Origin of the sequence: Shewanella maritima (assembly GCF_004295345.1) — a bacterium.
In the GTDB taxonomy this organism is placed as follows: domain Bacteria; phylum Pseudomonadota; class Gammaproteobacteria; order Enterobacterales; family Shewanellaceae; genus Shewanella; species Shewanella maritima.
Map to the genome: position 1 here is coordinate 1,361,976 of NZ_CP036200.1, position 12,674 is coordinate 1,374,649.

The 12,674-nt window shown below is 45.0% G+C and carries 11 protein-coding genes and 1 pseudogene; 5 read left to right on the forward strand and 7 right to left on the reverse strand.

Features of this window, described 5'->3' with window-relative positions; translation table 11 throughout:
* Nucleotides 1-417: a DUF3302 domain-containing protein gene (locus tag EXU30_RS05740; protein ID WP_130598230.1), complete on the reverse strand. Its 417-nt coding sequence runs from the start codon at nt 415-417 to the stop codon at nt 1-3.
* 232 nt (nt 418-649) lie between these two features.
* On the opposite strand from EXU30_RS05740, the gene purT reads away from it, so the two are divergent.
* The gene (gene purT / locus EXU30_RS05745; RefSeq protein WP_130598231.1) at nt 650-1,846 is read left to right on the forward strand and encodes a formate-dependent phosphoribosylglycinamide formyltransferase; all 1,197 of its coding nucleotides are present in this window, start codon (nt 650-652) and stop codon (nt 1,844-1,846) included.
* Between the two features lie 129 nt (nt 1,847-1,975).
* Here purT and EXU30_RS05750 read toward each other — a convergent pair whose 3' ends face one another.
* The 6 genes from EXU30_RS05750 to EXU30_RS05775 all read right to left on the reverse strand — a co-directional run bounded on the left by EXU30_RS05750 (nt 1,976) and on the right by EXU30_RS05775 (nt 6,891).
* Entirely contained in the window at nt 1,976-2,407 is a 432-nt protein-coding gene (locus EXU30_RS05750; protein ID WP_130598232.1) for a hypothetical protein, read from the reverse strand.
* Nucleotides 2,408-2,474: 67 nt separating this feature from the next.
* A complete protein-coding gene (locus EXU30_RS05755; protein ID WP_130603277.1) occupies nt 2,475-3,437 on the reverse strand; it encodes a D-2-hydroxyacid dehydrogenase in 963 nt (320 codons plus the stop codon).
* A 99-nt stretch (nt 3,438-3,536) separates the two neighbouring features.
* The gene (locus EXU30_RS05760) at nt 3,537-4,151 is read right to left on the reverse strand and encodes an outer membrane protein (RefSeq protein ID WP_130598233.1); all 615 of its coding nucleotides are present in this window, start codon (nt 4,149-4,151) and stop codon (nt 3,537-3,539) included.
* A gap of 76 nt (nt 4,152-4,227) precedes the next feature.
* Nucleotides 4,228-5,007, reverse strand: a complete 780-nt coding sequence (gene djlA / locus EXU30_RS05765; protein ID WP_130598234.1) for a co-chaperone DjlA — start codon at nt 5,005-5,007, stop codon at nt 4,228-4,230.
* A 64-nt stretch (nt 5,008-5,071) separates the two neighbouring features.
* On the reverse strand, nt 5,072-5,761 hold the full coding sequence (gene murU / locus EXU30_RS05770; RefSeq protein ID WP_130603279.1) for an N-acetylmuramate alpha-1-phosphate uridylyltransferase MurU: 690 nt from the start codon (nt 5,759-5,761) through the stop codon (nt 5,072-5,074).
* The gene (locus tag EXU30_RS05775; RefSeq protein ID WP_130598235.1) at nt 5,761-6,891 is read right to left on the reverse strand and encodes an aminoglycoside phosphotransferase family protein; all 1,131 of its coding nucleotides are present in this window, start codon (nt 6,889-6,891) and stop codon (nt 5,761-5,763) included. The genes murU and EXU30_RS05775 overlap by 1 nt, the downstream gene beginning before the upstream one ends.
* Before the next feature lie 144 nt (nt 6,892-7,035).
* On the opposite strand from EXU30_RS05775, the pseudogene lptD reads away from it, so the two are divergent.
* The 4 genes and pseudogenes from lptD to rsmA all read left to right on the forward strand — a co-directional run bounded on the left by lptD (nt 7,036) and on the right by rsmA (nt 12,660).
* Nucleotides 7,036-9,335 (forward strand): annotated as a pseudogene (gene lptD, locus EXU30_RS05780) (LPS assembly protein LptD).
* 205 nt (nt 9,336-9,540) lie between these two features.
* On the forward strand, nt 9,541-10,845 hold the full coding sequence (gene surA / locus EXU30_RS05785) for a peptidylprolyl isomerase SurA (protein ID WP_130598236.1): 1,305 nt from the start codon (nt 9,541-9,543) through the stop codon (nt 10,843-10,845).
* A 9-nt stretch (nt 10,846-10,854) separates the two neighbouring features.
* Nucleotides 10,855-11,838, forward strand: a complete 984-nt coding sequence (pdxA, locus tag EXU30_RS05790; protein WP_130598237.1) for a 4-hydroxythreonine-4-phosphate dehydrogenase PdxA — start codon at nt 10,855-10,857, stop codon at nt 11,836-11,838.
* Between the two features lie 9 nt (nt 11,839-11,847).
* Nucleotides 11,848-12,660 (forward strand): 16S rRNA (adenine(1518)-N(6)/adenine(1519)-N(6))-dimethyltransferase RsmA, encoded by an 813-nt coding sequence (gene rsmA, locus EXU30_RS05795; RefSeq protein ID WP_130598238.1) that lies wholly within the window; start codon nt 11,848-11,850, stop codon nt 12,658-12,660.
* Nucleotides 12,661-12,674 lie beyond the last annotated feature (14 nt).

Consider the following 12,674-nt stretch of genomic DNA (forward strand, 5'->3'; position numbering starts at 1 on the left):
TTATCCCTCCTTGTTATCTTGGTTTGATTGCGGCGTGTCTTCGGCGACAGCAACCTCTGACTTAACAGCTTCTAACTTAGCTACCTTATTGGTTAACTCGCTGAGCTGCTGTGTAAGCTGTTTCACCTGCAGCTCAAGTTGCTCTTCTTTTTGCTCCAGCTGCTGCTCTTTTTGTTCAAGCTGAGAGAAACCCCAACCTCTGTCTTCGCGATATAAAGTTGCCCATATCCATAAAAACGGCCAAATGGCATGCAGAGTAAAAAGGCTTACCCAGCCAGCAATATGAATGGCATCTTGCTGCGGATGATTACGATGTTTAGCAATCTCGTAGGGGATATCGTGAATGGCAATAATGCCGTAGAAAATCACCAATGCGACAAAGAACAATAACGCCAAGGCGAAATAGTCTAAGAACATGAACGGCTCCTTGTTAAGTAAACACACAGATAACAAGTGGTTAGTATTACACCAAACTTAAATGAGAGATAGCTGTAATTTGTGGATTGTATAAAATTTGAAATTAAGTTTTCCCTAACTTAGTAGTGATCTTAACCACACTTCTTATGCAATTTGCCATCTATATCGTCTCTGCACAGGTAAAATAGCAACCGTTCCCTACCCGACATAATCAATAGCAAATAGGCCAAATATGACAGTCAAAACCATCACAACTTTTGGTACACCTCATTCAAAAAGCACGAAAAAAGCCATGCTTCTAGGTTGTGGCGAACTCGGTAAAGAAGTTGCCATTGAACTGCAACGCTATGGCGTTGAAGTGATTGGTGTTGACCGCTACCCAAATGCTCCTGCGATGCAGGTTGCACATCGTTTTCACACGATAAACATGCTTGACGCTGATGCACTAAAAGCCATCATAGAGCAAGAAAAGCCGGATTTAATTATCCCTGAAATCGAAGCTATCGCCACCCAAGCATTGGTTGAGTTAGAAGCCCAAGGCCTGCACGTCGTACCGACGGCAAAAGCCACCCAGCTCACCATGGACCGTGAAGGTATTCGCCGCCTAGCTGCAGAAACCTTAGGTGTACCAACCTCGCCTTATTTCTTCTGTGATACTAAAGCTGAGTTTGATGAAGCCGTGGCAAAAATTGGTATGCCTTGTGTGGTGAAGCCGGTAATGAGCTCATCAGGTAAAGGCCAAAGCGTGGTAAAAGTCACAGCTGATATTGATAGCGCCTGGAATTATGCCCAAGAAGGCGGCCGTGCAGGTAAAGGCCGAGTGATTGTTGAAGGGTTTGTTAAGTTCGACTACGAAATCACCTTGCTAACGGTAAGTGCAGTCAACGGTATTCATTATTGTGCACCAATTGGTCATCGCCAAGAAGATGGTGACTACCGTGAATCATGGCAGCCACAAGCGATGCCAGCTCACGTGTTAGAAAAAGCACAAGCTATGAGTAAAAAAGTGGTTGAGGCACTTGGCGGCTATGGTTTGTTTGGCGTTGAATTATTTATTCAAGGTGATGAAGTTTACTTCTCTGAAGTATCACCTCGCCCACACGATACAGGTTTAGTCACCCTGATCAGCCAGGATGTATCTGAGTTTGCCCTACATGCACGTGCTATTTTAGGGCTGCCAATCACACCTATTACCCAATTTGGCGCTAGTGCCAGTGCGGTAGTCCTTGCAGAGGGCACCTCGACTGATATTCGTTATGAAGGCCTAGCTCAAGCACTTGAAGCGCCGCTGACTCAGCTACGTATTTTTGGAAAGCCAGACATTGATGGCCGCCGCCGCTTAGGTGTCGCCCTTGCTCGTGATAACTCAATTGACGCTGCGATTGAAAAAGCCAAACACAGCGCGGCTCAAGTAAAAGTGATTTTCTAAATACCAACGGCGAACGTTGATGAATAATAAAAAAACCAGTGAGCAATCACTGGTTTTTTATTAATTTCACTATTGGTATCGAGCTTGAAATACATGTTAGTAAACTGCATTGAGAGATAGCCAGCTAGGCTATTTTTTCGGTAAGCCTTTACCATTTAGATGAAAATGCACTAAAAGCAAAAATCTCAGCAGCGACTTGAGTTTCAGCCCAGTGATACCTGTTGGCGACTTTTTGATAAGCTTAATGCGCTGGTACGCATCACATACTAACTGATAACTGTCTCGTCCCACATAGCGGTTAAACTCAGCATAGCCGGCAATTTGCTGAGCTTTCAACATCTCATTATTAAAGCTAAAACCCTGAGATAAAATAGTATCGAACGTCTGTGATTCTAATTTGTCCGCAATCAGCAACAGCTGTGATTCTTGCTGACCACTGCTTGCAACAAAGCGAATATTAGCCTCTAACTCAAATTGCAGTGCCCTGAGCTGACCGCGCTGCTTTTCCACACGACTGCGCTCTTTATCAAACACATCATAAAGTGACTTCCATATCGCCACATTTATCTCCCTATTTCATTAAACCCTTGTTGCGCTTGTATTACGATCTTACCTTTAGCAAACCCAGTTACACACAATTTATGGACTTACCATCAAGAAATCCGTGTACATTATCAACGGCTATCGACAGCAAGTTTCTGCGCGCCTCAAATGTTGCCCAGGCAATATGAGGTGTTATTGTCACATTACTAGCCGACAAAAGCGGATTATCTGCACTTGGCGGCTCAGTTGATAACACGTCTAATCCGGCAAAACCTTTGCCGCTGTTTAGCCAATGGGCTAATGCAGCCTCATCAATTAAATCGCCTCTGGCGGTATTAATCAGCAAGCAGCCCGGCTTTAACTTATCTAAGCTGGTTGGATTAATAAGCTGCTTAGTGTCATCCGTTAACGGGCAATGCAGTGATAATATGTCAGCTTGGGTAAGCACTGAGTCTAACTCACTCCAACTAATGCCTTGTGGTAGATCTGTTTTAGGCGTGGGCGTGCTAATTATCACGCGCATACCGAAAGCAAGCGCGATATTTGCAACCTGCTGACCAATATCTCCGTAGCCGACTAGCCCTAAGACTTTATCTTTAAGCGAGGTAAGCGGCGCTAAAGTAAAACAAAAATCGCGCTCGCGGCTCCAGACACCTTGTTTGACGGCGTTGTCGTGCAGACTGACCTGTTGGCAATGCTGTAAAATATGCGCAAACACCATTTGCGCCACAGCATCTGGGCCATAAGCGGGTACATTGGTGACCACTATGCCTTGCTGTTTCGCAGCCTTGCTATCAACCACATTAGTACCAGTGGCTAGCACACCAATGTATTTAAGCTGAGGTAACTGGGCTATAGATTGTCTATCAATCACAGTCTTATTGGTTAGTAACAGCTGTGCTCCATGAGCGCGCGCTAATAAGTCACCAGTCGCCGTATGTTCATAAACCTCTACTTCAGCACACTCTGACAATACCTGCCAATCTAAGTCACCCGGATTTAGGGTGTAGCCATCGAGTACCACTAATTTGGGCTTAGGTTTTGACATGTTTTTTGTCTCACCTACTTGTTTAGATGGCGCATTAACAGTTTTGTCACCTGACAGATTGCTCAAATATGACTCCTTTTGCAGGTCATTGACTACGATTTAAAACCTAAATGACACGCCTGCATTCGCCTGACTTTGCCACATCACATTACCCTTGATATTCCACGCACAACGTGTGCTATCACAAAACAAGGTTGAGCTAGAATTGAACAGAGTGGCAAACCCTTTAACTTCAGCAAAAACCGAGAAGTTATCAGTTAAGTCATAAGTTAAGCCACCGCCAATCGCCATCGAAAAGCGCGTCTCATTTGAAAACCCCTGATCAGGAGAGAGCTGAGTAGCACCTGCGCTGGCAGTGACGTAAGGTTTAAATGCATCACGACCTAAGAATAAGGTGCCACCTAGGTGGTAATAGCTAACGTCAACTTTATTAACTGGTGACGGGGTTTGCGAGAAAGTCGCAATTTCACTATTTTGCCTACTGTATAAGAAATACATGTTGCCAGGATGGTTGGTTGTGGTACCTAGCATTACGCCATAATTGTTCGACTCTTTTAATTTTAACGTCGAAGTAACATTGCCATCGTTATCAACAACATCGAGGTCACTAGTGCCAAAGCTATAGCCGCCAAAAGGAGCAACAAAAATATCCGCGTAGCTAACGCCTGGAGAAATAATTAATGCGGCTATCAACAGCTTAGAAAAAGACTTCATAAATCATCCTTATATAAATAAAACCCTGTGTAATTTTTACAATGCGAACAGCCCATAAGTCATTTAATCGTATCACCTAACGCATACCCCGATCGGCTTTGACGCTATCGTAGGCAGACTGAATATCTTGCGCCTTGTCTTTAGCAAGTTTCATCATTTCTTCTGGTAAGCCTTTGGCAACCAACTTATCTGGATGGTGCTCATTCATCAAACGCCTGTAGGCACGTTTTATGGTTTGGTCACTGTCGCTTTGCTTAACACCGAGAATCGAATAAGCATCAGCAGTCGCCATCTTGTTACTTTGGCTACGATTAGCCTGATGGTACTTATGCTCGGCTTGCATACTGGCAATGGTGGCATCAAGTTGACGAGCGAGCCCAAGCTCATCTGCGATCAAGCGTAAAATAGCAAGTTCACTCGCGTGCAGCTCACCATCATGCAGTGCCATCTGCACCTGAATTTCAAGAAACATTTTTCTAAGGTCGTTAACACCTTGAGTGGCACGATGAAACTCTCGCAGCTGCGCCTTAACATCAAAGTCGGCGCGTTTGCCATCTCTGAAAGCTTGCTGGGCATCACTTCGTGCTTGGCCATGCAGCTTAAGTTGATCCATCAACATGGTCGCGACCATGATGTCTGATTCTGTCACTCGACCATTGGCTTTGGCTATTCGTCCAAGCAGCGCAAACGTTGTCCGTGAGAATTGACTTTGAATATGCTGCACCCTTGAAGCATATTGCTTGATAAAACGACTTTTATCATATTGATGCCCAAGATAAGCACCAACAAGCGCGCCAAGAAATCGGCCAAACATAAAGCCAATGAGCGCACCAAAAACCTTACCCCAAATCTGCATTAAAAACCCTAGCTCTGTCTATGTAGTCGAGTTGTATTTATATAATCTAAGTGTGTATGTGGAGCTAACTTTCATTTTTTAGCATTTGAATGTGCGCTGCTACTTCCGCTAGACGTGCAGTAGTACCAACATCGCACCAATAGCCGCTATGCAGCTCTCCAATAACCTGTTTCTGTTCCATCGCGGCTCGCATTAGCGGCCCAAGGGGTGCTTTACCTGCTTCAAGAGAGTCAAAAGCACACGGATGGTAGATACCCATACCAGAAAAGGTAAACTTGTTGTCAGCCTGGTAGCTCAATGCTCCTTCGTTAACCGAAAAATCACCACTAGGATGATGCGCAGGGTTAGTGACTAGCCACAAGAACATTTGCTTACCTTGCTGATTAAGCATCGTCAGCGCACGATCAAAATCTGGCAAGTCATCGATATAGATATCTCCATTTATCACCAAGAATGGCTCAGCGCCTAACAAAGGCAAAGCTTGTTTTATTCCACCTGCAGTTTCAAGAGCTTGCGACTCATGACTGTATTGAATCGACAACCCCCAACGACTACCATCACCCAAGGTTTCAGGCAGCATATGACCTTGCCAGGCGCAGTTAATGACCACTTCGGCGACACCCGCTTTGGCCAGCTTTTCAAGATGATATTCAATCAAGGGTTTGCCGTTTACCTCGACTAAAGGTTTTGGGCAGCTATCTGTTAACGGTCTTAAACGCTCACCTCGTCCTGCAGCTAAAATCATCGCCTTGATCATACTGATGCCTCATCTGCAATAGATTTGCTGTTTTCCAAGCATACTTGCTCTTTAGCACATGCAAAGCGAGGCACAATATTAGCTTCCAGCCACTGTCCAAACTCTGCTAACTCGACATAACGCGCGCTGATATCAACAATATATTGCAACGTGAGCGGAATATCTTTGATATAGCCAGTTTTACCATCACGATGTTTTAACCTGGTAAAAATACCTGCCGCCTTAATGTGGCGCTGAAGTCCCATTAAATCAAACCAGCGCTGATAGCGACTAAACGTCGTCTGCTTTTCAATAACGCCTGCGGCCTGCATGGCGTCAAAATGGCTTTGCATCAAAGGGTTAACTAATTCATCTGGCCAACGAATATAGCAGTCGCGCAGCAATGACACTGCGTCATAAGTCACAGGACCGATCACCGCATCTTGAAAGTCAATCACCGCAAGTTTGCTGTCACTACTTTCTTGTTCAGTCAGTAATAAGTTGCGGCTATGAAAGTCTCGATGCATGCCAACTTGCGGCTGCTCAAGGGCGCTTGCTATTAACACCTTGTTGGTGTTTTCAATCAGTGTCGACTCCTGGTCACTTGGTTGGTAATTGAGATGACACTCAAGTAACCACTCGGTAAAAATACCCAACTCGCGGCGTAAGAATGCTTCATCAAATTGAGCGAGCTCACCTTGGGCTGTTTGGGTAACGCCAGCGATAGACGGCAACAACGCGAGTGCTTGTTGGTAATATTGAGTCACGGTTTGCGGCGTTAAATGGCTCAGTAGTTGTTCGTCACCCAAGTCGGTTTGTAACACAAACCCTTGCTGTGCATCACTGGCAATAACCTCTGGCACCAACAACCCGGCCTGCTTATAAGCCTCTGCCATCGCAATAAATGGCTCGATAGGCACAAGTTCAACAGGCGAGTCAGCGACAATATAACTAGTCGCATTTAACCTAGCTTGCTCAACATGATGGGGGGATGCCTGAGATACTTGATTTTGCTGTGCTGTGAGCGTGACACGAAAATATCTTCTGAAGCTGGCATCTCCGCTGATAAGCCGAATTTCAAATGGTTGTTCAAATAACGGCGTTAACCACGCCTGAAGGGCAACAAATCTTTGATCTGATTGGCTCATCTCATTAGCTCTTGCTGGAAAATTGTTTTATTATAACCAGCAAAATTAGTGGAATCAGCTAAATTATGGATAGATTCATTGAGCTGGGTATCCTTTTCTCCCCAACATATTTCCAAAATAAGAAATCATAACTAATTGATAACAATGCAGATTCGTTATTTTATGGCATATTGCCTACTCGCCAATGGGTTGATTAACTCCCAACAAGTAATGGCGAGTGAGGCATTAGGACACTGTGCCATCATCCCACCTGTATCTCCAACAGCCAACGACCGCGATGCTGTAGCAGGTATCCAAGCTGATGATATTGTAATTATTTCTGACTCGTCTTATGCCGAGATGGATAACACTGCACACTTTACTGGGGATGTGAGTTTCAGTCAGGGTAGTCGTCATATTTCTGCCGACAACGCCTCGGTTAACCAACCAAAGCAACAACTAAACGCATCTGGCAATCTAGTGTTTAAAGACGACATGTTTACCGTCACTGCTGATTCGTTAGTCGCGCAAATGGCATCAAATAGTGCCACCCTTTCAGGTGCTAAGTACTGGCTACATGGTCAACAAGTAAATGGTGACGCCGAAGAGTTAGAGATCACTAAAGATAACAACCTAGTGTTGTCTGGCACCAACTTCACAACCTGCCCACCAGAGTCTCAGTCTTGGCTGCTTGAGGCGCGAAAAATTCGCATCGACAGTGAAGAAGAGTGGGGCGAAGTGTGGGATGCAAAATTACGTGTAGCAGATATCCCGATTATGTATATCCCCTACATGACAGTACCGATTTCAGACAAACGTAAATCAGGTTTTTTATTTCCAGAATTTAGCACCAGTACCACTAATGGTGTCCAGATAAGCACGCCGTACTACTGGAATATTGCACCAGAATACGATTTAACCTTTACCCCTGATTATATGTCAGCCCGTGGCTTATTCCTCAAAACAGAATTTCGCTACATGAACTCGCCTGATCAGTCGGGACAATTTAATGTAGAGTATCTAGCAGACGACAGAAAGCTTGCCAACAGCCCAGATCGCTATCTTTATCACTGGAATCACAGTGGCAAAATTAATGACAATTGGCGCGTTCAAGCCAACTACACCGATGTGTCAGACAACAACTACTTCAATGATTTGAACTCACAAGTTGCGCGCGCGACGGACAATCAATTATCGCGCATTGGTGAAGCTAGCTACTTCGACCAAGATTGGGACTTTAGTGTCCGAGTGCAGGACATTAAGGTGCTTGGCGAAGAAGAAAAACCTTATCAAGTAATGCCACAGCTAAACTTTAACTATTACAACAAAGACTTCTGGCAAAACTTAGACTTCACCTTTGGCACGGAAGTGACTAACTTCCGTCATCAAGACGCACTTTATGGCAGTGCGACTCGCGTGCATATGGAGCCTAGTATTGCCCTGCCTATTCATGCACCATTTGGCTCGTTAACCAGTGAGATAAAGCTACTGCAAACCAATTACTGGCAAGATGAGTCAAGTTTGCAACCAGAGCTTGATAAAACCGTCAATCGTACAATCCCGCAGCTGCAAATTAACGGTCAAATTAATTTTGAACGACAAACTCAGTTTTTGTCGACACCAATGCGCCAAACCTTTGAGCCGCAATTTCAGTACCTGTTTGTCGGCTATGAAGATCAATCTGGCATTGGTATCTATGATAGTGCCCAGTTACAAGAGGACTATTTCGGCCTATTTAGAGACCGTCGTTTCTCAGGTCTCGACCGTATTGCCGATGCTAACCAAATGACGCTTGGTTTCACTACGCGCCTCTACAACGACAACAACCGAGAACAAATGAAGTTCAGCGTTGGTCAAATCTTGTATTTCCAGGAATCAAAAGTCCTCAAAGCGCAATCGGTGACGACTCAAGAACAATCAACTTCTGTATTGGCAGCTGAGTTAGATACCCGCGTATATGACGACTGGTTTGTGAGTGCGTCGGTGCAGCATGATACTGAACATGGCGAAAACAAAAAGAGTCAAGCAACGCTAGATTACCGCCCAGGCAGCGGTAAACTACTGCAATTCAGTTACCGCTACATTCCAGATCTGGTCAATAATAACACCAACGATAAGGTCAACATTTCTCAAGCTGGTTTACGTACAACCTGGCCAATTTCAGACGATTTGTACTTTGTTGGTAACTGGTACTATGACATCAATGAGCGCCGAAATATCGAAAACTATGCCGGTATTCAATATGAATCTTGCTGCTGGGCAGTACGCTTTAGTTATCACTACCGCATCAAAACCAATTATGACGATGATTTAAACCCAGGTATTGATACTCGTGAAGAGTTTGAAAGCGGCTTTTATCTCAACTTTGTCATCAAAGGTTTAGGGGCTCAGGACCATTGGGTGTCGACGATATGCTCAACGAAGGACTATTTAACTACCGCAAACCACTTTACTTGAGGAATTAGCCCCCAAGTGTGGTAGATTGCCAAGGTTAACAAAACAACGACAAATTTTTGCTGAACCAAGCGCTAAAGAAACAGTCATACAATAACCAGCTTAGGTTTAGTGAGATGTTCACAATGAGATTAAATAAAATCACCAGCTGATCATCTCGATACGGGTAACCGTAAATAGTTAAAGCACACCAATTAATGCCAAGGATTTTTTTGGATGAGACACAGTAAGAAATTGATGTTTGCATTGATGGCACTATTCGCAAGCCACCAAAGCATCGCAGCACCGCAACAACTCGACAGCGTAGCGGTACAGATTAACGATGGCATTATTTTAGAAAGTGAAATCGACAACATGATCCGCACCGTCAAAGCGAATGCTCAGGCTGCGAATCAAACCTTGCCTTCAGAGAGCGCGCTAAGAACTCAGGTTATTGAGCGCTTAATCCTTACTCACCTACAAATGCAGATGGCTGAACGTATTGGTCTGCAAATTGGTGACTTACAGCTTGACCAAACCATCGAAAACATTGCTCGCGAGCAGAAAATGACCGTGTCACAGATGCGCGACCAAATCGAAAAAGATGGCATGAGCTTCAATCAATACCGCGAACAACTACGTGAAGAAATCACCCTAGGTGAAATACAACGTATTCAAGTTCAGCGTCGTATTCAGGTATCTCCGCAGGAGATTAATAACCTAGTAAGAATGATTGAAGAACAAGGCTTAAAGGACGTTGAATTCCAGGTTGGACATATCTTAATTGATGTACCAAGTAACCCAAGCAGTGAGCAGCTAGAAAGCGCGAGCAAGCGCGCTGATGCGGTATTGAAGCGCCTCAACGACGGTAAAGACTTTAAAAGTACAGCCATCGCTTCGTCTTCAGGCCCTAAAGCCCTTGAAGGTGGTGTTTGGGATTTCATGAACATCAACGAAATGCCAACGCTATTTGCTGAAGTAATCAGTGGTGCAAAAAAAGGCGACATCATAGGCCCAATTAAGTCTGGCTCAGGTTTCCATATCATCAAAGTGATGGACACCCGCGGCATGCAAACTCAAGAAATTGACGAAGTTAAATCTCGCCATATTCTGCTAAAACCATCACCTATTTTGTCTGAAGAGCGTGCGAAAGCCATGCTAGACAACTTCTTAAAGCAAGTGCGCGCCGGCGAAGCTGACTTTGCTGATCTTGCTCGTCAATATTCAGAAGACCCAGGCTCTGGTGCCAAAGGCGGTGAGCTTGGCTGGGCAGAACCAAGCCTATATGTACCCGAATTTGCTAACACCCTAATGAGCCTAGAACCAGGTGAAATTAGTGAGCCGTTCAGAACAACCCACGGCTGGCATATTGCTCAACTTGAAGCTAAGCGTAAGACTGATGCCACGGACAAATTTAACAGCAACCGTGCTCACCAGCTTATTTTCCGTCGTAAATTTAATGAAGAGCTACAAAACTGGTTAGATGAAATGCGCAGCGACGCATATATCGAAATCTTCGACGTAGCTAGCTCTCGAGGCTAAACCAACTTAATGACCAAACGTATTGCAATTACCCCGGGTGATCCCGCTGGTATTGGCCCAGATCTCGTTATCGAACTCGCTCAGCAGGCTTGGCCTGCTGAGCTTGTCGTTTGTGCAGATCCGCAATTATTAACCACGCGAGCCAAAATTCTCGGGCTGCCACTGCAGCTGCGCCCATATCAACCAACGCAAGAGCCCAAACCACAAGAGGCTGGAACGTTAACAATTGTTCCATTTACGCTCGCTGAAGAAGCGGTATGTGGCAGACTCAACGAAGCCAATAGTGCTTACGTGGTTGATACCCTGCGCTATGCAGGCGAAAAGAACATGTCTAATGAATTCGACGCTGTGGTAACAGGGCCGGTTCACAAAGGCATCATCAACCAAGCAGGAATTCCATTTAGTGGTCACACTGAGTTTTTCGCTGTGCAAGCTAACTGCTCAGACGTTGTAATGATGTTAGCCGCGCCAGGCTTGCAAGTTGCGTTAGTAACTACTCACATCCCGCTTGCATATGTATCTAAAGCCATCACACATGAGCGCTTAAATCACATCATCACGATATTACATCGCGAGTTGGTCAATAAGTTTGGTATTGACGATCCAAAGATATACGTTTGTGGCTTAAATCCACATGCGGGCGAAGACGGTCACTTAGGTCGTGAAGAAATCGATGTGATGATCCCTGCGCTAAATGAGCTGCGCGATGAAGGCATGAGTATTGTCGGACCGCTTCCGGCAGACACTCTATTCCAACCTAAGTATCTAGAGCAAGCTGATGTGGTTCTGGCTATGTATCACGATCAAGGCCTACCTGTGTTAAAATCCCTCGGTTTTGGTAAATCAGTCAACATTACATTGGGTTTACCTTATATTCGTACCTCAGTAGACCATGGAACGGCGCTTGAACTAGCAGGCACTGGCGAAGCAGATTGCGGCAGCCTTACCTGTGCATTGAACAAAGCCATTGAACTGGCGAATAAGAGTAAGTAGCAAAATTTCATGAGTAATAAAGTACATTTAGGCCATACAGCGCGTAAGCGCTTTGGACAAAACTTCTTAACCAATGAGAGCATCATTAGCCGTATCGTGGGTGCAATTTCACCTGACAACGATCATGTAATGGTTGAAATTGGTCCAGGCCTTGGCGCAATTACTGAGCCTGTAGCTGAGTCGGTTGACAACTTGTGTGTTGTCGAACTCGACCGAGACCTTGTTGAGCGTTTAGAATCGCACCCTTTCCTAAAAGACAAATTAACCATTCACCAAGGTGATGCACTGCAATTTGATTTTGCCCAGCTAAAACAGCCAGGCAAAGAAATGAAGGTATTTGGTAACCTGCCTTATAACATCTCTACGCCGCTTATGTTCCATCTTTTCGAATACGCCGAAGAGATTGCAACCATGCACTTTATGCTGCAAAAAGAAGTGGTGCTGCGTCTATCTGCAAGCCCTGGCACCAAAGCCTATGGCAAGTTAACAGTGATGGCTCAATATTATTGCCAAGTAGTGCCAGTGCTTGAAGTACCACCCACGGCATTTACTCCACCACCGAAAGTGGACTCTGCCGTTGTACGTTTACTGCCATATAAGGACAAGCCTTGGCCATGTGACGATGTTGATATGCTGCGCCACGTGTGTTCAACCGCCTTTAACATGCGCCGCAAAACCTTGCGTAACAACTTAAAAACCTTGGTGACAGACGATGAGTTTGCCAACCTAGGTATTGACGCTAGCCTGCGCCCAGAGCAAATTACTGTTGAGCAATATGTTGCCATTGCTAACCATCTTTGCCGTAAGCCAACTCAAGACTAATTTTTAACTGGGCG